This window comes from Glaciecola sp. G7-5, from assembly GCF_055808975.1.
Window position 1 is genome coordinate 3,983,788 of record NZ_CM147892.1, and the last position, 23,369, is coordinate 4,007,156.

Genomic DNA, 23,369 nt, shown 5'->3' on the forward strand with positions numbered 1-23,369 from the left:
TATCGACAGCGTTTTTTTTGCGTTTTACTTTTATTAAACCTCTTCGCTTTTGGTTTTCTCAATTGTCTTGTAAGTAAAAGTAAGTTTTTTATTCTTAATTCCTACTTTAACTTCACCACCATTTGCCAGCGTACCAAAGAGTAATTCAGAGGCCAATTCACGTTTTAATTCTTCTTGAATTAGACGAGCCATAGGCCTAGCTCCCATTGATTTGTCATAGCCCTTCTCAGCCATGTACTCACGTGCTTTTTGCGTCACTTCTAAAGAAACACCTTTGGCATCAAGTTGTGCTTGTAATTCGATGATAAATTTATCGACTACTTGCATAATGACTTCTTCACTTAAGTGGTTAAACCAAACAATACTATCTAAGCGGTTTCTAAACTCGGGAGAGAAAGTCTTGTTGATTTCTGACATCGCATCGTGGCTATTGTCTTGTTGCTTAAAGCCGATGGAGTTGCGCACAGTGGCTTGTACACCGGCGTTTGTTGTCATTACTAAAACAACATTTCTAAAGTCAACCTTGCGACCGTTATTGTCGGTTAACGTACCGTGATCCATCACTTGTAGTAAGATGTTATAGATATCACTATGCGCTTTTTCCATCTCATCTAATAGCACTACACAATAAGGGTTTTTTATCACCGCATCTGTCAGTAGTCCACCTTGGTCATAACCGACATATCCTGGTGGTGCACCAATTAGACGACTGACTGCGTGGCGCTCCATATATTCAGACATATCAAAACGAACCAAGTCTACACCCATTATTTTTGCGAGCTGCTGGGTTACTTCGGTTTTACCCACGCCCGTTGGGCCTGCAAACAAGAAGTTTCCGATGGGTTTAGTTTCATTGCCTAAGCCTGAACGCGACAATTGAATTGCTGACGACATTTGCTCTATCGCTTCGTCCTGACCAAATACCACCAATTTCAAGTTGCGACTGAGGTTTTTCAGTACATCTTTATCAGAAGCAGAAACCGACTTCTCTGGGATTCTGGCAATTTTCGAGATAATCATCTCAATGTCAGATACGTTAATCGTCTTTTTGCGCTTTGACGCGGGTAACAAACGTTGGCTTGCCCCTGCTTCATCAATGACATCGATAGCCTTGTCTGGCAATTGACGTTCATTAATGTATTTAGCAGACAGCTCAGCCGCCGCCTGTAACGCTTTTTGAGTGAATTTGACGCTATGGTGCTCTTCATATCTGGATTTCAAACCCATCAATATTTTAGTCGTATCACTCACGCTAGGCTCCACTACGTCAATTTTTTGGAAGCGACGAGCAAGTGCGCGATCTTTTTCAAATATACCTTGATACTCTTTATAGGTGGTTGAGCCCATGCAACGCAGCTCGCCACTACTTAATTTAGGTTTAAGTAAGTTCGAGGCATCCATGACTCCGCCTGATGCCGCTCCAGCGCCTATAATGGTATGTATTTCGTCTATAAACAAAATCGCATTGTGATCCTTGCTAAGTTCTTTCAAAATACCTTTTAGGCGTTTTTCAAAGTCACCGCGATATTTCGTACCAGCAAGTAAGCCACCTAAGTCCAAAGAATAAATAGTGCTGTCACAAATAACATCTGGGACGTCTTTATTTACTATTCTAAAGGCCAAACCTTCGGCAATGGCGGTTTTACCAACCCCAGCCTCACCTACCAATAAAGGATTGTTCTTGCGCCGCCTACATAAAATTTGAATACTGCGTTCAACTTCAGAGTCACGACCAATAAGAGGATCGATCTTGCCTTCTTGAGCGGCAATATTTAGATTGCTGGCATACTTCGCCAACATCGATTGATTCTCTTCGCTTTCGCCGCCTACGCCTTCTTCGTTTATGTCTTCAGATGGCGTGTCTTCATCAGGGTTTTTACTAACCCCATGAGAAATATAATTCACAACATCTAAGCGCGTAACATCAGCTTTTTTCAAGATGTAAACGGCTTGAGACTCTTGTTCACTAAAAATAGCAACAAGCACATTGGCGCCTGTGACTTCCCCTTTTCCTGAAGACTGGACATGAAATACAGCACGCTGCAATACGCGCTGAAAGCCCAATGTTGGTTGGGTTTCACGGTCTGGTGTATCACCTTCACCTAATAACGGTGTTGTTTCATTGACGAAATCGGTTAGTTCATTGCGCAACAAGTCTATTTTAGCACCACAGGCTTTCAAGGCCTCACTGGCAGCTGGATTGTCGAGTAACATCAACAATAGATGTTCGACCGTCATAAACTCATGACGTTGCTGACGCGCAAAAACAAAGGCTTCGTTGAGCGTTTGTTCTAAATCTTTATTTAACATATCTACCCCTATTGCGCTGGTTCCATCGTACACATCAATGGATGTTGATGTTTACGAGCATATTGATTCACTTGCATGACTTTTGTTTCTGCAATCTCTGCAGTATATATGCCACAAACTGCTTTTCCGTGATAATGCACGGTTAACATTGTTTGATTCGCCTTTTCTAAGTCCATCGAAAAAAACGTAGTGAGCACTTCGACCACAAAATCCATCGGCGTATAGTCATCATTATTAAGCATTACTTTATACATCGGCGGAGGCGATGTTTTCTTTCGTTGAATCTCGAGCTGTTTCTCTCGCTCTATATTTATAATATCTTTACTCATAATTACTTATAATTGAAAAGTGTGGCATAAGACCACCATTTTAGTTAAATATTTGGATTTATTTGTTTTATTCGTCGATAAAACCGATATTAACTTGACAAAATCCGGTTTTCCTTACTACTCTACACCGTGAGTGGTAATTTAGCTGCATACCACTTTTGATTCCAGAGATCATCTTACCCCATGTTGAATGATTAATGGAGACTAATAGTCAAGAATTCAAGGATATAGGAAGTAGTACAATGGCAGTTGGTAAAGTAAAGTGGTTTAATAATGCAAAAGGGTTCGGTTTTATCGTACCTGAAGATGGCGGGGACGACATCTTTGCACATTATTCAACCATTCAGATGGATGGGTATCGGTCCCTTAAAGCCGGCCAAGAAGTGACCTATGAAGTACAGCAAGGACCTAAAGGTCTACATGCTGAGAACATTGGCTTGCCTGACAATGAAGAGCCAGAAAGATAAGCCCCTCGTTGTATCTCGCTACCATGTTAAATAGCGTTGCAAACAAAAAAAGCAGATTTAGATCTGCTTTTTTTGTGCCATCGATTTTTACCAACTAGCGTGTAGACCAAGCGTAACAAGTCCAAATCTAACTAAATCATGCTAATTTAATACTAATGAACAATAAATCTAACAACGCAAATAAAGCCTCGCCATCTAAAATAAGCGCTAAGCTAACACAATCACACGTGAATAAACGTCGTAAACGAGCATCAGAGTCAAAAAAAATTATATTATTCAACAAGCCTTTCAATGTTTTATGCCAATTTACTGACGAGAACAACAGAAGCACACTAAAAGATTATATCAATGTAGCCAATGTTTATGCCGCAGGGCGGCTTGATTATGACAGCGAAGGCTTATTGGTATTAACTAATGATGGTGCGCTAGCAAGCAAAATTACTTCGCCCAAGCACAAAACAAGCAAAACGTATTGGGTGCAGGTTGAAGGTAGCCCTGATCAAAAAGCACTCGACGCACTGGCAAAAGGCGTTGAGCTAAAAGACGGCTTCAGTGCTCCTGCCAAAGTCGCTAAAATGGCGCCACCAAATGTGTGGCCCCGCACACCACCAATTCGAGAACGTAAACACATTCCCACTACTTGGCTAAGCATTACGATAGAAGAAGGTAGAAACAGACAAGTAAGGCGAATGACGGCGCACATTGGCCATCCCACTCTCCGCTTAATTCGGTATAGAGTTGGAAGTTGGACTATTGATGGTATCGATAATGGAAGTTTCGTGACACTTAAATGACATTTACGCGTCATTTTATGGGTGTTTTGTAGGCGAATACCTAATTCAATGTATCTTTTTGATTTTTAATACGATTATTATTTGATTTAAGTTAACAGCAGGTGATTTCTCCTGTAGACTCGACGCCATAATAAAGTAGACCAGATAGTTAATGCCGATTCTGAGTAAGCCAGATTGATGAAACCTTATGCTAACATTGCTGAATTAATTGCCTCATTGGAATCTGAACTTGCGTCCATTGAACATACAATTAGTGTGTTAAAACAAGCACCTAAAAGCATTAACGAACAGATTATTTTTAAATATATCGATACTTGCAGTACCGGTAAAACAAAAGATTTCGTTAGGTCACTTGACATAAAGTCTGAACGAGGCACTTTGTTTTCATCAGGCGATGTGAGTAAATTAATTAAGGATGGCGCCGATGATATTTCGCCTGATTTACTTAAAGTAGCGAGAAAAGTGAGTAATTTGAAAAAGAAACACAGCAAATTCTAGTAATTAGTTCTATACTAGACAAAAGTTGCTTTTTTAAGTAGCCAATAAGATCAAATGTCCGGTTTGTAATGGTGATAGCAAATCGGAATTATATTTTTTCACCAAATATGAAGAGAGTGTTATGAGTAAAGGTACAGTTAAGTGGTTCAATGCAGATAAAGGTTTCGGATTTATTACACCAGAAGACGGTAGTAAAGATCTGTTTGTTCATCATTCAGAAATTCAAGCTGGTGGTGGATATGCTACATTGAATGACGGCCAAGCGGTTGAATTTGAAGTAGGCCAAGGCCAAAAAGGTCCTTGTGCAAATAAAGTTGTTCCTGTGTAAATACTAGGTTCTGCTTCGACAGCTAAAGGCTCAGCGCCTTTGGCTGTCGTATATACCCTCTCAACCTTAATCAGCACCTCCCTTAAAATTCAACACATCCTAAACGCCTTTTGTTAATCAAAAACAAGCGTAGAAAAATAAACAACCCCCATCAATCAGAAAAATCCCCTATTTCGTTAATTTATGCGACTAAAATTGACACCCAAATAAGTGCATCCATGTATGACTAAAGAAAGGAGTTTTGATATACTCTGTTGGATATTCATGTGATGAAAAATCAAGACTAACCTATCCGATAAATTTTATGTCGAGTTCGTAAACTAAACTATGCAAAACATCGTTTCTCATTTAGCAAAATCACCCAAGGAAACCAAAGTCATTGTTGGTATGTCTGGTGGTGTAGACTCTTCTGTTTCAGCCTTACTCTTGCAGCAGCAAGGTTTCGAGGTTGAGGGCTTATTCATGAAAAACTGGGAAGAAGATGACAATGACGAATATTGTGCAGCCGCCGAAGATTTAGCTGACGCGCAAGCGGTCGCTGATAAACTAGGTATTTATTTACATAAAATCAACTTTGCTGCTGAATATTGGGACCGCGTTTTTGAATATTTCTTAGAAGAATATAAGGCTGGTAGAACACCTAATCCTGATATTATGTGTAACAAAGAAATAAAGTTTAAAGCCTTCTTGGAATTTGCAGCTGAAGATTTAGGCGCTGATTATATAGCGACAGGTCATTATACTCAGCGGAGACTTGTCAACCAGAAATGGCAAATGATCCGAGGCGCTGATGACAACAAAGATCAGAGTTATTTTTTATATACTTTAAGCCACGAACATATCGCAAAAACACTCTTTCCAATTGGTCACTTACCCAAGCCAGAGGTTCGCGAAATAGCCAAAGAATATGGTTTGCTTACGCATAATAAAAAAGACAGTACAGGCATTTGTTTTATTGGCGAACGTAAATTTAGCGATTTTTTGTCACAATACTTACCTGCGACACCGGGCATCATTGAAACGATTGATGGCGATGAGATAGGAAAACACAATGGGCTCATGTACCATACTTTAGGTCAGCGCAAAGGTTTGTTGATAGGCGGCAAGAAAGAATACGGTGAAGAACCTTGGTATGTGGTTGAAAAGGACATTGCACGAAACGTATTGATAGTCGCTCAAGGAAGCGATAATGCTAGCCTATACTCGATTGGACTAATTGCTACTCAATTACACTTTGTTGACCGAGTTGGGCCCAGCAAAAGAACCAAGTTGACGGTGAAGACCCGATATAGACAAAAAGATATTCCATGTGAATTTATTCCCAATGGCGATGGCACCGCAAAAGTCATGTTTATGACTCCACAAAAAGCGGTGACTCCTGGCCAATCAGCGGTATTTTACGCAAACGATGTGTGTTTAGGTGGCGGTATTATTGACGGCTATATTAAAACAGACGAGAAAAACCAAGAACAACTTAAGCGCGCCTAAGCAATTATGACTACACAATATTTAGAACAGCATTTAGCCTTGGCTGGCGTTTGTCAGAGCGCTACTTTAGTACAAAGTATCGCTCGTAAGGGTGAAGCCGACGCTACAGCCGTAGAAGCAAGTTTATCGAGTATACTCGTTACGTCCCCTGACAATACCCAGCAGGTATATGGTTCACTGCAAAATTTAAAAGTGGGCTTTACAACCTTAGTCAGTCAAATCGACTCAGACAACAAATTAAAAGACGCCGAGTTAACCCGCTATATTGCCTCTATATTGAGTCTAGAGCGCAAATTAAGCCGCCATCCTAAAGCCTTAAATGAACTCGGCGAGCGTATATCTCACGTACAACGCCAAGTCGCTCACTTAGCATTCGAAAACGCTCAAATAACCACTAACTTAGCGTCGATTTATACCGACATTGTGAGCCCGCTTGCACCCAAAATACAAGTAGCTGGAAATCCTCAGAATTTGAGTATAGAAAGCAACCAACACAAAATTAGGGCACTTCTATTAGCCGGTGTAAGATCAGCTGTTCTGTGGCGACAGTTAGGAGGTAAACGTCGGCAAATATTATTCAATAGAAAAGCCCTAATAAATAGTGCCAAAAGTGCGCTAAGAGCAATGTAATACACTCAGATTTAAAGCTTGGAGACGATGATGTTCATCACGCAATACTTCAAGTATTAACACAAACATTTAATTTAATAGGTAACATGATGGACTTATCTGCACTCTCTGCCCTTTCACCCGTTGACGGCCGCTACGGCAACAAAAGCGAAGCTCTTAGACCCTATTTTAGCGAATACGGATTGATTAAACATCGCGTATTAGTTGAGGTTCGTTGGTTACAAACCCTCGCTGATTGTAACGAAATTACCGAAGTGCCTGCACTTTCAGAAGAGGCAAACAAATTACTCAATGATATCGTTGAGCACTTTTGTGAAGCAGATGCCCAGCAGATAAAAGACATTGAAAGCACAACTAATCATGACGTCAAAGCGGTCGAATACTTTTTAAAAGAGAAAGTAAGTGCACTTGCAGAACTACAACAGATAAACGAATTTATTCACTTTGCCTGTACCTCTGAAGATATAAATAACCTGTCTCATGCTTTAATGCTAAAAGGCGGTTTACACGACGTAGTTTTACCCTATTGTCGCCAATTAATTGATGGATTGAAAAAACTAGCCAAGGAATACCGTAGTATTCCAATGATGGCTCGAACACATGGACAACCAGCTTCACCAACGACCATGGGTAAAGAAATGGCAAATGTCGCTGTTCGTCTTGAACGTCAGTATGCACAGATACTCGCAGTTCCTATGTTAGGCAAACTCAATGGCGCGGTGGGCAACTATAATGCACATTTAAGTGCCTACCCCAATACTGACTGGCACGCCCTGTCAGCGCAATTTGTCACCTCACTGGGCCTAAGCCATAACGCCTTTACGACACAAATTGAGCCCCATGACTATATCGCGGAACTCTATGATGCGGTCGCTAGGTTTAACACTATCATCATTGATTTTGACCGCGATATATGGGGTTACATAGCCCTTGGGCATTTCAAGCAACGCACAATAGCCGGTGAAATTGGCTCATCAACAATGCCGCACAAAGTAAACCCTATCGACTTTGAAAACTCTGAAGGCAACTTAGGCATAGCCAATGCCATATTCTCACATTTGGCGGCAAAACTTCCTGTTAGCAGATGGCAACGAGACTTAACTGATTCAACTGTATTACGCAATTTGGGCGTGGGTTTTGGTTACGCGCTCATCGCCTATCAAGCAACGCTAAAAGGAATAAGCAAACTGCAAGTTAACGAAGCGAGTCTGCGCGAAGAATTAGACAATAACTGGGAACTGTTAGCAGAGCCTATTCAAACCGTTATGCGTCGCTACGGCATCGAAAAGCCTTATGAAAAACTCAAAGAACTCACGCGTGGTAAAAAAGTAAATGCACAAGTTATGTCAGAGTTCATCGACGGCTTAGCCTTACCTGAAGAGGTTAAGCAATCACTAAAATTAATGACACCTGAGAACTATATTGGTGATGCGATAAAACTAGTAGATGAACTACTTGCACTAGACGCGAACTAAGGGAAAACGGTCCTAAAGTTCAGTTGTGCAAAATAAGCATTTTTAGCACGATATAAACATACAATAATCACATGATTCAAGGATGAACATGTTGACTTCAAATACGCCACCAACGGTGGGAATAAAACAACATTTACGCCAACGTGAGCATATCATGTTGCGTATTTGTCAAGCCTTGATTGTCGTCATTGTATTGCAATCTGGGAAACTAGTCGCTGCATCACTATATTATCCCTTTGCGCTAAGCTCGCAAAGTTTGCAGTACCACGTCCTAAATATGCTCATACATTTAAGCTGCTTTTTCATAGTTTTGCTCTTACTTAAGAAGAAGGCGGTAACCCGTGCAAAAATCATACTCTTGCTTGGCTTTTTAAGCTATATCCTAACAGCATGCTACCTTTGGCACTATGATGTAAATTTACAGTATTACTTTTTGCTGTCTATGTTCATATGCTGCTACATTTTTGACCGTTATGAAATGCCAGCCCTTGTGGCAGCAATTACGCTATGTTTAAGTGCCTTCGTTTTTACGCAATCCCCCCAGATTGTTAGTACACACGATACAAACTTAACGTTAAGGCAAGCAAAAGGTGAAATAGAGTATTTAACAAATATTGCCCAGATTAACGCTCTTGTTTTTGCCCTTGCCTGTTTAATTTGCGCATTATTCATTCGCCGTATTTTGGCCAATAATTGGCAACAACTTCAGCATTATGAAAAAACGCAATCACGAATATTAAGTAAGTTATTTCCACCGGAATTAGTTCCGCCACTACTAACCTCGTTTAACGGCGCACAACAGACTCGATTAGGCAAAACAGTAATGCCTGATACTACAAACAAAATGCAAAGCAACTTTTCAATGGGTGTCATATTTGTTGACGTGGTAGATTTCACTCAACTTGTGTGTCAAAGCAAAGCCGCACCATTACACTGGAAATCTATTTACAGCTTATTCTCTGCCTTTGATGAAGCGATAGGTGCATTAGACGTAAAGCGCATAAAAACCAATGGTGACCAATATATCGTGCTGGTTGGCTTTCAAAGCCGAGGTGTTGAAAACAAGTCAATTGTGAAACAAATCATTGAGGTTGCAAGCGCTCTGCATTCTGTCTCTGCGCTGAATTTACGTATAGGCGCGGCCTTTGGTCCTGTGACGTGTGGTGTGTTTGACCATAACAACCCAAATTTTGATATTTGGGGAGAGACAGTTATCCGCGCTGCTCGCTTAGAAAAAGTAGCGCAAGCTAATCAAATACTAGTAGATGAAGCCACGTTTAGCTTAAGTCCAAGAGGAACACCATTCGCTAAGGCCCAGAAATATAGCTTAAAAGGGTTGGGGGAACAAAATGTGTATGCATTACAAAGTGAGAAGTTTAAAACCTAGCTTTAAGTCCTGTATTGTCCAAAATCGTATGTAAAATTAGCGCTTAACCACAAATTACGGCCAATTTTTATGACCAATTAGTAATAGCTACTGTAAAAATGCTGCGGTTTCGTATAAAATCGCGACCCAAATTCGCATGTTTTTTCGTTTAGCTGTACTTTTTATTCATATTAAGATGAAAACGAGCACAACAAGCGGCCTCTTTTTCAATTTTCTTTAGGATTTTTAATGACTACTGAACCATCCAAGATCATATATACCATTACTGACGAAGCCCCTGCATTAGCAACCCAATCATTGTTGCCAATAATACAAGCATTTACTGCGTCTTCCGGTATTGATATTGAGACACGTGACATTTCTTTAGCGGGACGTATTATTGCTAATTTCCCAAGTTATTTGACAGAAGAACAACGCATAGGCGACGCACTAGCTGAATTAGGTGATCTAGCTAAAACCCCTGAAGCAAATATTATAAAGCTTCCAAACATCAGCGCATCTGTCCCTCAACTGCAAGCCGCAATTAAAGAACTTCAAGCTAAAGGTTATGCACTACCGAATTACCCTGAGCAAGCCACCACTGCTGAAGAGAAAAAAATTAAAGAAACTTACGCAAAAGTACTTGGCTCTGCAGTAAATCCAGTATTGCGCGAAGGTAATTCAGATCGCCGCGCTCCAAGCTCAGTTAAGCAATATGCAAAGACTAACCCGCATTCAATGGGTGCTTGGACAGCAGACTCTAAATCTCATGTTTCACACATGGATGACGGCGATTTTTATGGTAGTGAGTTATCGACAACCGTTAACGATGCGCAAGAAGTGCGTATAGAGTTTGTTCATGCTAACGGCGATGTATCGGTATTAAAAGAAAAAGTTTCACTACTCGACCAAGAAGTGATTGACGCATCAGTTATGAGTAGCGCTGCCCTTAAAAGCTTTTTCGAGAAAGAAATTAACTTAGCAAAAGAACAAGATGTACTTTTATCATTGCATTTGAAAGCAACGATGATGAAAGTATCTGACCCTGTAATGTTTGGACAAGCAGTTGAAGTTTTTTATAAAGACGTATTTGCCAAACATGGTGAGACCTTCGCTGAAATTGGCGTTGATCTTAAAAACGGTTTAGGCGATGTTTACGCTAAAATAGCAAACTTACCCGCCGAACAAAAAGCCGAAATCGAAGCCGACATTCAAGCGGTTTACGCACAACGTCCCGAAATGGCAATGGTAGATTCTGACCGTGGAATTACCAACCTACATGTACCAAGTGACGTTATTATTGACGCTTCAATGCCAGCGGCGATACGCGCTTCTGGTCAAATGTGGGGACCTGACGGTCGTCAAAAAGATACTAAATTCATGATCCCCGATCGTAATTATGCTGGTGTATTTGCTAGTGTTATCGAGTTTTGTAAGAAAAACGGTGCATTTGATCCAACAACCATGGGGACGGTTCCAAATGTTGGCCTAATGGCACAAAAAGCGGAAGAATATGGCTCGCATGATAAAACCTTTATTTTAGATGCTAAAGGCACGGTAAGAGTTGTCAATACAGCTGGTGATACTTTACTCGAGCATAATGTTGAAGAAGGTGATATTTGGAGAATGTGCCAGGCAAAAGATGCACCAATCCAAGATTGGGTTAAACTTGCCGTTACTCGCGCTCGTGCAACTAATGTACCTGCCATTTTCTGGTTAGATGAAAATCGTGCTCATGACGCGCAAATGATCAAAAAGGTCAATACATATCTAAAAGACCACGATACTAATGGTTTAGACATCCAAATTATGAGCCCTGTTGATGCAACCGAATATACCCTTGCTCGTTGCGCGAAAGGACAAGACACTATTTCTGTGACCGGCAACGTATTGCGCGACTATTTGACCGACTTATTCCCCATATTGGAATTAGGTACAAGTGCAAAAATGCTATCAATAGTCCCGCTAATGAACGGCGGTGGCTTGTTTGAAACTGGCGCTGGAGGTTCGGCTCCTAAACATGTTCAACAGTTTGAAAAAGAAAACCATCTACGTTGGGATTCTCTTGGCGAGTTCCTTGCACTTGCTGCGTCTTTAGAGCACTTAAGCGTGACCACTGGCAATGCTAAAGCGAAGGTATTAGCTGATACCTTAGACCAAGCAACAGCGAAGTTTTTACAAGAGAACAAATCACCCTCACGTCGTGTAAATGAATTAGATAATCGCGGTTCGCATTTTTACTTAGCGCTTTACTGGGCACAAGCACTTGGTGAGCAAAGCGCTGACTCACAACTTCACATGCAGTTTGCGCCTGTGGCAGCAAACATGACTGACAATGAGGCAGCAATAGTAGGTGAATTAAACGGTGCTCAAGGTGTACCAGTGGATATCAAAGGCTATTACTTTGCTGATGACAAACTAGCAGCAGAAGCTATGCGTCCAAGTGCAACGCTTAATGCACTGCTAGCAAATGTCTAAATCATAATAAATAAGCATTTAAAAAGGCTAAGTGAGAAATCACTTAGCCTTTTTTATTACGGCACTTTTATTAATCTATTTTCAATTCTTCAAACGACTTTACTAAGTCATCTACAGCTTTCATTTGTTGTAAATAAGGCTCTAATTGGTCAAGCGGCAAGGCACAAGGACCATCACACTTTGCATTTTCAGGATCGGGATGGGACTCAATAAATAGACCCGCTATTCCTAAAGCCATACCACTTCTTGCCAATTGCGCTGCTTGTTTACGTCGTCCATCAGCAGAGTCACTGCGTCCGCCGGGTTTTTGTAGCGCATGCGTAGCATCAAATATTACCGGTGCCATAGGTTTCATCAGGTCCATTCCAAGCATATCAACGACTAGATTGTTATAACCATAGCAACTTCCCCGTTCACACAAAATAATGTTTTGATTACCCGCTTCGTCAAATTTATTAATGATATGTGCCATTTCATGGGGTGCCAAAAACTGTGGTTTTTTAACATTAATCACCGCTTGTGTTTTTGCCATCGCAACAACTAAATCAGTTTGACGTGCCAAAAATGCGGGCAATTGAATAACATCAACGACCTCTGCAACAGGGGCTGCTTGATGCGGTTCGTGCACGTCAGTAATAATAGGGACATTAAATTCTCGCTTAATACGCTCGAAAATACGTAAGCCCTCTTCCATGCCTGGCCCGCGATAAGAACTCACCGAAGATCTATTTGCCTTATCGAAAGAGGCTTTAAATACATAAGGTATCCCCAATTTTGTGGTGATCTCGGTGTAGGTCTCAGCAATTTTCATCGCGAGGTCTTCAGATTCCAATACGTTCATACCACCAAATAAAACGAATGGCTTATCGTTGGCAACGGTTAACTCTTTTATCTTTACTTGGTCAATTTTAAGCATTGTGTTTACCTCTGGATTTAATAACTTCGACTATTTTTTGCACTTTTCAAATGCAATACCTGACCCCACGTTGTTGCCTATCCAACCAATCCTCGTAGGGTATCTGATAAAAACTGTATATACGCATTTGTATCTTGGACCGCACCTTTTACCTTTATATGATCAGCAAATCCTAAACGAGCCGTGACGAGCAACCAAAATACTGCACTGATCGCGCCAGCAACGCGCCACATGTTATTCTTAGCCCATTTAAGCGCGAAAGTTATAGAGAGTAGATAGAAGACAAATCCGGCTAATTTTGATGATGCCCAGCCATTCACAAAAGGATAGAGTTGAAGTGGATTCACATAAGCCAAGTAAATGAAGGTCAATACAAACAAGGTGTATAGAATATGTGGGCCTATTTTTAATAGTTTGTTTGTGCCCGCGTCCGAATTCTTCATCAAAGAAATCAAGTTAATTAAAAAAAAGATAAAGGTCAACGCGATAATAGTAAGGTGTAAGTGTTTGATAATTGTGTACATAGTTATTTCTCTTTTTTATTTTGAATGTAATTGTGTCGCTATTTGTTGTTTCTCACGCAGCTTTGTAAATTGATAGCTTCTAAGTTGTTAGTGTTTTTCTACCAGTATTAGACTCGCCATTGTCCCATCGTAATTCGTTCAATTTCATTAATATCTCGTTTTGATTGCACTGAACTAAAGCCAGCATCACGAAATAAACTTTGCACTGCGCTTGCCTGTCCTTGCCCATGTTCTATCGCCAAAAAGCCTTTGTTATTTAAAAAAGCGATAGATTGAGTGATAATCTTGCGAATATCGTCCAAGCCATCTTTCCCAGACACTAAGGCGCTTAATGGTTCAAAGCGCAAGTCACCGTGCTTAAGATAATCACTATCAGCTTCTACGTAGGGTGGATTACTGACGATAAGATCAAAAGTATGCTCAAGCTTGGCACAATCTAGGGCACTAAACCAATTACTTTGTAAAAAAGCGACGTCTACATTATTTAAACGCGCGTTCTCTTTTGCTAGTTCAACCGCCCCTTCAATTTTATCGAGTCCTAGCACTTGCCAATCAGGTTTCTCTTTTGCCAGCGCCAGCGCAACAACACCTGTTCCCGTACCCAAATCTAGCACGTTGGCTGTATTACTTAGAGGCAAATCAAGGGCCGCTTCAATTAAGGTTTCAGTATCCTGGCGCGGGATTAAAGTACAATCAGAAACTTTTAAGGTGAGTGTCCAAAATTCTTGAGTCCCTAAAATGAACGCGATAGGTTGCCCCATCAAACGTTGTTTTAAACAATTTATATATGCTTGTATCTGCGTTTCACTCAATTTTTCAGAAACGAGACTCGCCCCGTAAGTCATAATCCAAGCGTGACTCTTGTGACTTATATGGCTAAACAATAGGCGCGCTTCTAGTTTAGGAGACTGAAAACACAAGCCTTCTTGTGTCGCAATCTGTCGTTCACTCCAGCGCAAAACTTCGTCAATAGTACGCGCTGGAATATTGGCTAGTTCCGTATTCGTGTCTAACTGCTTATCTTGCATGGTGCATTAACTATTATCCTTGATAATCAGCTGTAGTAAAACCGACATGCAGTGGTAACGAGCATTAATCACTGGCTAATGCTGCGAGCAAATCTGCTTGATGTTCTTGGCGAATAGGATCTAATAAGGCGCCTAAGTCCCCAGCAATAACATCATCTAGTTTATATAAGGTCAAATTAATACGGTGGTCAGACACTCGTCCTTGCGGGAAATTATAGGTACGAATACGTTCAGAACGATCTCCACTACCTACCAAGCTTTTACGCGTACTGGCTTCTTCTTCATCACGCTTTTCTTTTTCTATATTGTTCAATCTGGCTTGTAAGACTGACATCGCCCGTGCTCTATTTTTATGCTGCGAACGTTCATCTTGGCATTCAACAACCACGCCGGTTGGAATATGCGTTAAACGAATCGCTGAATCGGTTTTATTCACGTGCTGACCACCCGCACCTGAAGCTCGATAGGTGTCAACACGTAAATCAGCAGGATTAATTTCAATCGCTTCTGATTCTGGCACCACAGGGAGCACGGCAACGGTACATGCAGAAGTATGGATGCGTCCTTGTGACTCTGTTTCAGGAACACGTTGTACACGATGGCCACCTGATTCAAATTTCAGAATTCCATATGGACCATTCCCCGTTATTTGCGCAATGATTTCTTTGTAGCCACCGTGCTCGCCTTCATTTGCACTCATTACTTCTAAACGCCAACCTTGCGTTTCAGCGTAACGGGAATACATCCTAAACATATCGCCGGCAAAAATCGCCGCTTCGTCGCCACCTGCTCCCGCACGGATTTCTAAAAAGCAATCATTGTCATCATTGGGATCTTTTGGTAACAACAGAATTTGCAAATCTGTTTCAAGTTGTTCACTGTTTTTCTTGGCTTCTTTTAATTCTTCTTGCGCCATCTCACGCATTTCTGCATCTTCTTCTTGAATCATCTCAAGCGCAGAAGCAATATCGGCCTGGGCACCTTGAAAAGCATTGAACTGTTTTACAACTTCTTCAAGCTGAGAATACTCTTTAGATAAGGCTCTAAATTTTTCTTGGTCGTTAATTATACTAGGCTCACCCAATAGGGCTTGTACTTCTTCAAAACGTTCAACTAGAGATTCTAGTTTTTGTACTACCGAGTCTTTCATGTGTTTCCTTTATATGGCCAAGTCTTACGATTAGGACCTGCCTTAATATGCTAGGTGAGACATGCTAAAAACGCACAAGCACCTTAATTTATCTTATTTTTTATCTTCGCCAAATATATCTTCAAACAGCGACAACGCGCTCTCTTTGGGATTGGCTATCGCTTTTTGCATAGCTTTAGTTGGCGCATGCATCATGGCTTGCGACAACTTATAACTTAATTCTTGTAGCACTTTTTCAGGGCTTTCGCCTTGTGCTAGTTTGATTAACGCTTTTTCTTCTAATCCGCGCCTCGTTTGTTCAGCGTCGTCTCTGTAGGTTTTAATTAAGTCAATTTTTTTGTGTTGTTTTTGCCATAACAGTAACTCAGCAACGTGGTACTCAATAATTGTGTTAGCCTCGTTTGCCGCTTGTTCACGATTAGCCACATTCTGTTGCACAATGTGTTGTAAATCGTCTACTGTGTACAAGTATACATCATCTATCTCAGAAACTTGGTCTTCAATATCACGCGGCACCGCTAAATCAATCATCAACATAGGTTTGTACTTTCGTTCTTTTAAGGCACTTGCTACAGTCCCCTGCCCTAAGATAGGCAATGCGCTTGCGGTTGAACTGATCACTATGTCTGCTTTTGATAAACGTTCTGGAATTTCACTAATGGTAATCGCCTCAGAATCTACAAGCAGTGAATCAGCTAACAACTGTGCATTTGCAAGGGTGCGGTTGGCGACCGTGACTTTCTTTAAACTAAACATCGCTAAATGCTTGGCGACCAACTCAATTGTCTCACCAGCCCCTATCAATAAAACGTGGCTCTTTGCTAAATTTGAGAATATTTGTTTCGCCAGTTGCACGGCGGCATAGGCAACAGAAACCGCATTTGCACCAATATCTGTTTGCGACCTTACCTTTTTTGCCACCGCAAAAGTATTTTGAAATATCTTTTCGAAATGACCATTGACGGTCCCCACATGCTTTGCTTCTGAAAAGGCTTGTTTAACTTGCCCTAAAATTTGCGGTTCGCCCAAAATCAATGAATTTAGGCCACAAGCAACCTGCATTAAATGCCGGATGGCGTGTTCGTTTTCATGAACGTACAAGTACTGACTCAGGTCTGCAAGTTCAACCTTGTGAACTTCAGCTAACCACGCGCCAAGATCAGCTGCATTTACCTGCTCACTATTTGCAAAAACTTCGGTACGATTACATGTTGACAAAATAACCAACTCTGCCTGTTTCACGCGCAGGGCATAATTTTTCAAGGCACCAGCAAGCGAAGTGGGCGTAAAGGCGACCTTTTCACGCATCGCCACCGGTGCAGTTTGGTGATTTATGCCAATGGCAATAAAACTCATGTAATGTCGATTCAACTAGGGTTATTAATCAGCGGCGTATTGTAGTCAAAAGTAGCTCACATTTAAAGAAATACACATTAAGGTTAGAAAAAAAGCCAATATTCTTGTATGTTTGCATACAAATACATAAGGCTAATCAGCAAAAAGACTCACACACATGAAATATCAGACTCAATTTGCATATCGCTGTTTGCAAGTGATCGTTACTCTATTTTTCAGCTGTTTCTTACTATCTTGCGCCACAAAGCCGAATTTGGAGACCCAAGCGCTAATTAATTTGAACAACAATTTAGCCCAACTAACAAAGTGGAAGCTAAAAGGAAAAATTGCTTGGATAACCGATAAAGAACGCAAAAGCGCCTATATCAATTGGCAACAAAATGATGCATTGATGCAATTTGCATTGACCAATGTTCTGGGGATAAACCTAGCTAATTTAGAATATGACGGCATCATGGCTACACTCCAGGCTGACGGCAAAAGTTATTATGACAGCTCCCCATCAGCCTTAATTTATCAGGTAAGCGGTTGGCAAGTCCCCTTAGAGCAGCTTAGTAGTTGGATAAAAGGAGCGGCAACTAGCGAGGGAAGAAACGCGATGCTAGGCCAAGTAAATGGAACACGGCAAGAAAGAGGGGAAAATCAGGAAATAACCCGCTACGAGAATGGCCTCATCAAACAGATAAAAGCCACATGTAATCAATGTGATCAATGGACAATTAACTACACACAGTATAACAATGTCAGTATTAACAATATCGAATACCAATTACCGGAACAAATAAATATGTTCAACTCTGCATATCAAGCGACGATTAAAATAAGAATTAGTGAATGGAGTCAATAAGCTAATGGTCCTTGATAAAATAGAATGGTGGCCAAGCCCTGCCAAACTAAACTTATTCTTACATGTTTGTGGTCGTCAAGCGAATGGATATCATGAATTGCAAACCCTCTTCCAATTACTCGACTTTGGGGACGAAATAGGGATAGAAGTCACGTCAACGGGCACTATTGAGCTAATGAACAATATCGAAGGGGTCTTGCCACAAGACAACCTTGTTTATAAAGCGGCTCAATTACTCTTAGATTATCGCCCACAAAAAAACTTAGGCGTAAATATCTCCTTAAAAAAACGTATTCCTATGGGAGGGGGACTGGGCGGTGGGTCATCTAACGCAGCAAGTGTTTTGGTTGCCCTAAATTTCATGTGGCATTGCCAACTCACCACGACTAGCTTACTAGCCTTAGCCAAAACGCTAGGAGCGGATGTCCCAGTATTCGTTAACGGTCATTCTGCATTTGCTGAAGGCATTGGTGAAAAATTACAAAACACGCAAATTACACCAAGCTATTATCTTGTGGCGACTCCTAATGTGCACATTTCGACACAAGCCGTTTTTAGGCATTCAGATTTGCCTCGAAACACAGCTAGAATGATTATGCAAGACTATAAGTTTGACTTAACGCAAAATGATTGTGAGAAATTAGTCTGTAATCTGCAACCTGAGGTTGCAAATTTACTTAACAGATTGCTACACTACGCCCCGTCTAGAATGACAGGAACTGGGGCAAGCGTTTTTGCCAAGTTTGACAGTATTGAAGCTGCAAATGAAGTAGTTCCTTGTTTACCCAACGGAGTAACAGCCTTTGTCGCCAAAGGCGTTGACGTATCACCACTACATAACAAGTTAGCTGAAATGCAGTTATCTGCAGCAAATTTGCATGTGGTATAATACAAGCAACAAATAATTGGGGTATAGCCAAGTTGGTAAGGCAGCGGGTTTTGATCCCGCCATTCGTAGGTTCAAGTCCTGCTACCCCAGCCAATACAACTAACATGCACCGAGGAATCACTTGTGCCTGATATGAAGCTTTTTGCAGGAAATGCCGTTCCTGAACTCGCCCAGAAAGTCGCCGAGCGTTTGTATACTAAATTAGGAAATCTTACTTGTGGCCGTTTTAGTGACGGTGAGATTAGCGTTGAAATTCACGAGAATGTGCGTGGGTCTGACGTATTTATTATTCAATCTACCTGCGCACCTACAAACGATAACCTTATGGAGCTTATCGTGATGATTGATGCCTTCAGGCGTGCATCAGCCGGTCGCATAACTGCGGTAATCCCTTATTTTGGCTATGCTCGACAAGACCGCCGTGTACGTTCTGCACGTGTGCCGATTACGGCCAAAGTTGTTGCTGACTTTTTGTCAAATGTAGGTGTTGACAGAGTATTGACTGTTGACTTACACGCTGAACAAATTCAAGGCTTCTTTGATGTTCCTGTAGATAATGCTTTCGGCACACCAATTCTTTTAGATGACATGTTCCAAAGAGATTTCGATGCTCCGGTGGTTGTATCTCCTGATATCGGCGGCGTGGTGCGTGCTCGTGCCACGGCAAAGTTGCTCAACGACGCTGACCTAGCCATCATCGATAAACGTCGTCCTAAAGCTAATGTAGCCCAAGTGATGAATATTATCGGTGACGTCAAAAATCGTGATTGCATCATCGTAGATGATATGATCGATACCGGTGGTACGCTTGCAAAAGCAGCTGAAGCGCTAAAAGCACATGGCGCTAAACGTGTTTATGCTTACGCAACACATGCTGTATTTTCAGGTAACGCCGCTAAGAACTTACAGGATTCTGTGATTGACGAAATAATCGTCACCGATAGTATCCCCTTGCCTGACGCGATAAGAAAAATTAAGAAAGTAAAACAACTTACGCTGTCCGAAATGTTAGCGGAAACGATTCGCCGGATAAGTAATGAAGAATCTATTTCGGCAATGTTCGAGTACTAGATTTAATAAAACACCAAAACGGGCTTATTTAATACATAAGCCTTTTTTGTTTCCACTACTATAATACATGCTTGACATTGTCTTAGTCTTGTTTCGACCTATTGGAACTTAACGCGATAATCGCAGACTAAAAGAATAGCTTCCCATTTGCGCTTGCATAGGCAGTGATTTTTATCTCCATTTATTGAGGCTTGAAAATGCTAATTAGGAAATATTCATTCAACGCTGTAGTAAAAAGTGTCGTATTGCTGCCTTTTGTTGCCCTAAGCTTGAGTGCGTGCAACAGTAATGAGGATGACGCTAACGACAAAGCAGTAGCAGGTAAAAGTGAAACAAGTAAGATGCAAGTTGTGCAAGAAAATGCTACAAAAATTGAAGAGTCTAAAACGATGACACTAACAGGGCAAATCACTTTCCAACAGTTTGAAGGTGGCTTTTATGGGTTTATTGCAAATAACGGCGATAAGTACATGCCATCTGGCCTTAAGAGCGAATACCGTAAGAATGGTCTAATCGTCGAAATGAAGGTTGAACCAATGGAAGGTATAGCGAGCACACAACAGTTTGGTAAATTAGTGAAAATACTTGAAATTAGGGTCATTGATGCGTCAAAAGTAAGCGATATAAATCAAACTTACTAAATAATCTTACTTTTGATGAATTTCACATTGTACAGGCGCATGTGCAATGATAATATACGCCGCCGTTTTAGAACGAGCGGCGTTTTTATTTTTGTGCACTATTCGAGCTAAAGTTAATAGTCGCGATAAAAGTAACAACAACAATCATGTAGTTTTTGGTCGCAAAAAACTACCCACTTAATCGTATTAATTACATATTCGTAATTTTACAAACCTTGGAGACATATAATGTCTGATGCAATATTTAGTTTGGATGCTACAGTCCGTACAGATTTAGGGAAAGGTGCGAGCCGCCGCCTACGTCACACAGGCAAAGTACCAGCCATCATTTACGGCGGCGGCAAAGAGCCGGTTTCGCTAACACTTGAACACAATAAAGTATTACAAGCTCAAGAATTTGAAGCGTTTTACTCACACGTATTAACCATCAACATCGATGGCAAGAAAGAAGAAGCGCTAGTGAAAGACATGCAGCGTCACCCTTACAAGCCTAAAGTAACGCATATCGATTTTGTACGCATTGTTGCTGGTGAATTACTAACAACAAACGTACCACTTCACTTCATCAATGAAGATAAAGCTGATGCAATAAAGTTAGAAGGTGGTCACGCAGAACATCAAATGAACGAAATTGAAGTAACTTGTTTACCAAAAGATTTACCAGAGTTCATTGAAGTCGACGTTGCTAACCTAGCTTTAGATGAAACACTTCACCTTTCTGATATCACTTTACCTAAAGGTGTTGAATCAGTTGAATTAGCTAAAGGCGAAGATCATGATTTAGCCGTTGTTACGATTAAACAATCTAGAGGTTCGGTTGTTGAAAGTGAAGACGAGCCAGAAGCAGAAAGTGATGATGGAGCCACCAAGGAATAATCGGTGTCGACAATTCGTCTAATTGTGGGCCTGGGTAATCCAGGTCCAGAATATAAAGATACCCGCCACAACGCAGGTGCACAATTTGTAGAAAACTTAGCGTCGAGCTTTAATATAAGCCTAAAACTCGACGCTAAGTTTTTTGGTTTTACTGGTCGCGGCACCATCGCAGGCCAAGATGTACGTTTGCTCATTCCAACAACCTTTATGAATTTAAGTGGTAAGTCGGTTGCTGCGATTTGTCAGTTTTATAAAATACAAGTCGATGAAATATTAGTCGCCTATGACGAGTTAGATTTTGACCCTGGTATTGCCAAATTGAAAATCGGCGGTAGCTCTAGCCAAAATGGCATTAAAGATATTGTTAGCGCCCTTGGCAAACAACGCGATTTTTTAAGACTGCGTATTGGTATTGGCCACCCAGGACATCGAAGTAAAGTCACCAATTACGTATTATCAAAAGCACCGCCTGCAGATTTTGCTCGGATTGAAGACGCCATTGACGAAGCGATGCGCTGTATACCAATTCTTTATGAGCAAGATTTAAGCAAAGCACAACAACGCCTACACAGTTTTAAAGCAGAATAATAGTTCGGCGCAAGTGGGTAGACAAAATTTTATTAAACAGAGGTAGTTATGGGTTTTAAATGCGGCATTGTAGGTTTACCGAACGTGGGTAAATCAACCCTTTTCAATGCATTAACAAAAGCAGGAATAGAAGCGGCCAACTTCCCATTCTGTACCATTGAACCAAATACCGGTGTAGTGCCTGTTCCGGACCCTCGACTAGCACAATTAGCCGAAATCGTAAACCCGCAGCGTGTTATCCCAACCACAATGGAATTTGTCGATATTGCTGGCTTAGTGGCAGGCGCATCTAAAGGTGAAGGCTTAGGCAATAAATTTTTAGCCAACATACGTGAAACCGATGCTATCGGGCACGTTGTGCGTTGTTTTGACGATGAGAATATTGTTCATGTGGCAGGTAAGGTTAATCCACAAGAAGATATTGACGTTATCAACACTGAATTAGGACTCGCTGACTTAGAGACCACTGAAAAAGCCATATTTCGGGTAGCGAAAAGAGCTAAAAGTGGCGAGAGTGACGCAAAAGCTGAGTTAAAAGTGCTTGAGAAGTTACTACCTCATCTAAACGAAGGCGGACTATTGCGTTCTTTAGACCTCACAAAAGAAGAACATGCAGCCATATCTTACATGAACTTCCTAACCTTAAAACCAACCATGTATATCGCCAATGTTAGTGAAGATGGTTTTGAAAACAATCCTTACTTAGAGCAAGTAAAAGCCATTGCCGAAAAAGAAAATGCGGTTGTTGTTAGCGTTTGTGCTTCAATAGAATCGGATATTGCCGAACTAGACGAAGAAGAAAAACAAGAGTTTATGGAAGAACTGGGCTTAAGTGAGCCTGGTTTAAATCGCGTAATACGCGCAGGATATGGATTGCTAACGCTACAAACCTATTTTACCGCAGGTGTTAAAGAAGTACGTGCATGGACCTTTCCAGAAGGTTCTACTGCGCCTCAAGCAGCCGGTAAAATCCATACTGATTTTGAAAAAGGCTTTATTCGAGCAGAAATCGTCGGCTTTGATGATTACGTAGCGAATAAAGGTGAATCCGGTGCAAAAGAAGCAGGAAAATGGCGCTTAGAAGGCAAAGAATATGTTGTCAAAGACGGCGACGTTATTCATTTCCGATTTAACGTATAGAGCTGTAAAGCCAAATAAACCAATAAAGGGAAGCATTTAGCTTCCCTTTTTTTATTAAGCAGTCCATACTAAAAATCAGTGTTTAGAGCTTATAGTAAGCATTAATTCACACTCCACTTCAGCAATATTTACTATTTATAATCCATATTCCCAATTTACACATACTACTATCATGATGAA

The 23,369-nt window shown here is 41.0% G+C and carries 23 protein-coding genes and 1 tRNA gene; 17 read left to right on the top strand and 7 right to left on the bottom strand.

All coding sequences use genetic code 11. The annotated features are described in order from the left end of the window. Positions 1-33: 33 nt before the first annotated feature. Positions 34-2,310, bottom strand: a complete 2,277-nt coding sequence (gene clpA / locus AC0L6H_RS17500; RefSeq protein WP_473390492.1) for an ATP-dependent Clp protease ATP-binding subunit ClpA — start codon at positions 2,308-2,310, stop codon at positions 34-36. Between the two features lie 8 nt (positions 2,311-2,318). Further along, positions 2,319-2,639, bottom strand: a complete 321-nt coding sequence (gene clpS, locus AC0L6H_RS17505; RefSeq protein WP_473390493.1) for an ATP-dependent Clp protease adapter ClpS — start codon at positions 2,637-2,639, stop codon at positions 2,319-2,321. 242 nt (positions 2,640-2,881) lie between these two features. Between clpS and cspD the strand changes: the two genes are divergently transcribed. The 9 genes from cspD (at position 2,882) to AC0L6H_RS17550 (ending at position 12,163) form a co-directional block, all read left to right on the top strand. Then, positions 2,882-3,106, top strand: a complete 225-nt coding sequence (cspD, locus tag AC0L6H_RS17510) for a cold shock domain-containing protein CspD (RefSeq protein ID WP_473390494.1) — start codon at positions 2,882-2,884, stop codon at positions 3,104-3,106. A gap of 155 nt (positions 3,107-3,261) precedes the next feature. Beyond that, complete coding sequence (locus AC0L6H_RS17515) at positions 3,262-3,900, top strand: pseudouridine synthase (protein WP_473390496.1); 639 nt, start codon at positions 3,262-3,264, stop codon at positions 3,898-3,900. A gap of 177 nt (positions 3,901-4,077) precedes the next feature. Continuing rightward, a complete protein-coding gene (locus AC0L6H_RS17520; protein ID WP_473390497.1) occupies positions 4,078-4,398 on the top strand; it encodes a hypothetical protein in 321 nt (106 codons plus the stop codon). 121 nt (positions 4,399-4,519) lie between these two features. Further along, a complete protein-coding gene (locus AC0L6H_RS17525) occupies positions 4,520-4,726 on the top strand; it encodes a cold-shock protein (RefSeq protein ID WP_236986535.1) in 207 nt (68 codons plus the stop codon). Positions 4,727-5,053: 327 nt separating this feature from the next. Then, the gene (mnmA, locus tag AC0L6H_RS17530) at positions 5,054-6,214 is read left to right on the top strand and encodes a tRNA 2-thiouridine(34) synthase MnmA (protein ID WP_473390499.1); all 1,161 of its coding nucleotides are present in this window, start codon (positions 5,054-5,056) and stop codon (positions 6,212-6,214) included. Between the two features lie 6 nt (positions 6,215-6,220). Then, positions 6,221-6,844, top strand: coding sequence for a high frequency lysogenization protein HflD (gene hflD / locus AC0L6H_RS17535; RefSeq protein ID WP_473390500.1), 624 nt, complete (start codon positions 6,221-6,223; stop codon positions 6,842-6,844). A gap of 89 nt (positions 6,845-6,933) precedes the next feature. Further along, positions 6,934-8,319 (top strand): adenylosuccinate lyase, encoded by a 1,386-nt coding sequence (gene purB / locus AC0L6H_RS17540; RefSeq protein ID WP_473394573.1) that lies wholly within the window; start codon positions 6,934-6,936, stop codon positions 8,317-8,319. 88 nt (positions 8,320-8,407) lie between these two features. Then, positions 8,408-9,706, top strand: a complete 1,299-nt coding sequence (locus AC0L6H_RS17545; RefSeq protein ID WP_473390502.1) for an adenylate/guanylate cyclase domain-containing protein — start codon at positions 8,408-8,410, stop codon at positions 9,704-9,706. 228 nt (positions 9,707-9,934) lie between these two features. Then, positions 9,935-12,163: an NADP-dependent isocitrate dehydrogenase gene (locus AC0L6H_RS17550; protein ID WP_473390504.1), complete on the top strand. Its 2,229-nt coding sequence runs from the start codon at positions 9,935-9,937 to the stop codon at positions 12,161-12,163. Between the two features lie 70 nt (positions 12,164-12,233). Here the strand turns inward: AC0L6H_RS17550 and kdsA are convergent, their stop codons facing one another. The 5 genes from kdsA to hemA all read right to left on the bottom strand — a co-directional run bounded on the left by kdsA (position 12,234) and on the right by hemA (position 17,137). Continuing rightward, positions 12,234-13,079, bottom strand: a complete 846-nt coding sequence (kdsA, locus tag AC0L6H_RS17555) for a 3-deoxy-8-phosphooctulonate synthase (RefSeq protein WP_473390505.1) — start codon at positions 13,077-13,079, stop codon at positions 12,234-12,236. 77 nt (positions 13,080-13,156) lie between these two features. Then, complete coding sequence (locus AC0L6H_RS17560) at positions 13,157-13,603, bottom strand: SirB2 family protein (RefSeq protein WP_473390507.1); 447 nt, start codon at positions 13,601-13,603, stop codon at positions 13,157-13,159. A gap of 107 nt (positions 13,604-13,710) precedes the next feature. Continuing rightward, on the bottom strand, positions 13,711-14,631 hold the full coding sequence (gene prmC, locus AC0L6H_RS17565; RefSeq protein ID WP_473390508.1) for a peptide chain release factor N(5)-glutamine methyltransferase: 921 nt from the start codon (positions 14,629-14,631) through the stop codon (positions 13,711-13,713). Positions 14,632-14,695: 64 nt separating this feature from the next. After that, entirely contained in the window at positions 14,696-15,781 is a 1,086-nt protein-coding gene (prfA, locus tag AC0L6H_RS17570) for a peptide chain release factor 1 (protein ID WP_473390510.1), read from the bottom strand. A 93-nt stretch (positions 15,782-15,874) separates the two neighbouring features. Continuing rightward, a complete protein-coding gene (gene hemA / locus AC0L6H_RS17575) occupies positions 15,875-17,137 on the bottom strand; it encodes a glutamyl-tRNA reductase (RefSeq protein ID WP_473390511.1) in 1,263 nt (420 codons plus the stop codon). 277 nt (positions 17,138-17,414) lie between these two features. Between hemA and lolB the strand changes: the two genes are divergently transcribed. From lolB to ychF, 8 genes are all read left to right on the top strand, one after another. Further along, the gene (gene lolB / locus AC0L6H_RS17580) at positions 17,415-17,984 is read left to right on the top strand and encodes a lipoprotein insertase outer membrane protein LolB (RefSeq protein ID WP_473390512.1); all 570 of its coding nucleotides are present in this window, start codon (positions 17,415-17,417) and stop codon (positions 17,982-17,984) included. Positions 17,985-17,988: 4 nt separating this feature from the next. After that, positions 17,989-18,873 (top strand): 4-(cytidine 5'-diphospho)-2-C-methyl-D-erythritol kinase, encoded by an 885-nt coding sequence (gene ispE / locus AC0L6H_RS17585; protein WP_473390514.1) that lies wholly within the window; start codon positions 17,989-17,991, stop codon positions 18,871-18,873. A gap of 17 nt (positions 18,874-18,890) precedes the next feature. Beyond that, positions 18,891-18,966 (top strand) — tRNA-Gln (locus AC0L6H_RS17590). Between the two features lie 30 nt (positions 18,967-18,996). Then, the gene (locus AC0L6H_RS17595; RefSeq protein ID WP_473390515.1) at positions 18,997-19,944 is read left to right on the top strand and encodes a ribose-phosphate pyrophosphokinase; all 948 of its coding nucleotides are present in this window, start codon (positions 18,997-18,999) and stop codon (positions 19,942-19,944) included. A 197-nt stretch (positions 19,945-20,141) separates the two neighbouring features. Further along, positions 20,142-20,585, top strand: a complete 444-nt coding sequence (locus AC0L6H_RS17600) for a hypothetical protein (RefSeq protein ID WP_473390517.1) — start codon at positions 20,142-20,144, stop codon at positions 20,583-20,585. 228 nt (positions 20,586-20,813) lie between these two features. Continuing rightward, a complete protein-coding gene (locus AC0L6H_RS17605) occupies positions 20,814-21,461 on the top strand; it encodes a 50S ribosomal protein L25/general stress protein Ctc (protein ID WP_473390518.1) in 648 nt (215 codons plus the stop codon). 3 nt (positions 21,462-21,464) lie between these two features. Beyond that, positions 21,465-22,049 carry an aminoacyl-tRNA hydrolase gene (gene pth / locus AC0L6H_RS17610; protein ID WP_473390519.1) on the top strand — a complete coding sequence of 195 codons (585 nt, stop codon included), beginning with the start codon at positions 21,465-21,467 and terminating at the stop codon, positions 22,047-22,049. Positions 22,050-22,097: 48 nt separating this feature from the next. Continuing rightward, entirely contained in the window at positions 22,098-23,189 is a 1,092-nt protein-coding gene (ychF, locus tag AC0L6H_RS17615) for a redox-regulated ATPase YchF (protein WP_473390521.1), read from the top strand. The last annotated feature ends 180 nt before the right edge of the window (positions 23,190-23,369 follow it).

Bases quoted from the DNA above. Each gene is read 5' to 3' on its own strand.
- clpA (WP_473390492.1), bottom strand. From the start codon at position 2,310: ATGTTAAATAAAGATTTAGAACAAACGCTCAACGAAGCCTTTGTTTTT.
- clpS (WP_473390493.1), bottom strand. From the start codon at position 2,639: ATGAGTAAAGATATTATAAATATAGAGCGAGAGAAACAGCTCGAGATT.
- cspD (WP_473390494.1), top strand. From the start codon at position 2,882: ATGGCAGTTGGTAAAGTAAAGTGGTTTAATAATGCAAAAGGGTTCGGT.
- AC0L6H_RS17515 (WP_473390496.1), top strand. From the start codon at position 3,262: ATGAACAATAAATCTAACAACGCAAATAAAGCCTCGCCATCTAAAATA.
- AC0L6H_RS17520 (WP_473390497.1), top strand. From the start codon at position 4,078: ATGAAACCTTATGCTAACATTGCTGAATTAATTGCCTCATTGGAATCT.
- AC0L6H_RS17525 (WP_236986535.1), top strand. From the start codon at position 4,520: ATGAGTAAAGGTACAGTTAAGTGGTTCAATGCAGATAAAGGTTTCGGA.
- mnmA (WP_473390499.1), top strand. From the start codon at position 5,054: ATGCAAAACATCGTTTCTCATTTAGCAAAATCACCCAAGGAAACCAAA.
- hflD (WP_473390500.1), top strand. From the start codon at position 6,221: ATGACTACACAATATTTAGAACAGCATTTAGCCTTGGCTGGCGTTTGT.
- purB (WP_473394573.1), top strand. From the start codon at position 6,934: ATGGACTTATCTGCACTCTCTGCCCTTTCACCCGTTGACGGCCGCTAC.
- AC0L6H_RS17545 (WP_473390502.1), top strand. From the start codon at position 8,408: ATGTTGACTTCAAATACGCCACCAACGGTGGGAATAAAACAACATTTA.
- AC0L6H_RS17550 (WP_473390504.1), top strand. From the start codon at position 9,935: ATGACTACTGAACCATCCAAGATCATATATACCATTACTGACGAAGCC.
- kdsA (WP_473390505.1), bottom strand. From the start codon at position 13,079: ATGCTTAAAATTGACCAAGTAAAGATAAAAGAGTTAACCGTTGCCAAC.
- AC0L6H_RS17560 (WP_473390507.1), bottom strand. From the start codon at position 13,603: ATGTACACAATTATCAAACACTTACACCTTACTATTATCGCGTTGACC.
- prmC (WP_473390508.1), bottom strand. From the start codon at position 14,631: ATGCAAGATAAGCAGTTAGACACGAATACGGAACTAGCCAATATTCCA.
- prfA (WP_473390510.1), bottom strand. From the start codon at position 15,781: ATGAAAGACTCGGTAGTACAAAAACTAGAATCTCTAGTTGAACGTTTT.
- hemA (WP_473390511.1), bottom strand. From the start codon at position 17,137: ATGAGTTTTATTGCCATTGGCATAAATCACCAAACTGCACCGGTGGCG.
- ispE (WP_473390514.1), top strand. From the start codon at position 17,989: ATGGTCCTTGATAAAATAGAATGGTGGCCAAGCCCTGCCAAACTAAAC.
- AC0L6H_RS17600 (WP_473390517.1), top strand. From the start codon at position 20,142: ATGCTAATTAGGAAATATTCATTCAACGCTGTAGTAAAAAGTGTCGTA.
- AC0L6H_RS17605 (WP_473390518.1), top strand. From the start codon at position 20,814: ATGTCTGATGCAATATTTAGTTTGGATGCTACAGTCCGTACAGATTTA.
- ychF (WP_473390521.1), top strand. From the start codon at position 22,098: ATGGGTTTTAAATGCGGCATTGTAGGTTTACCGAACGTGGGTAAATCA.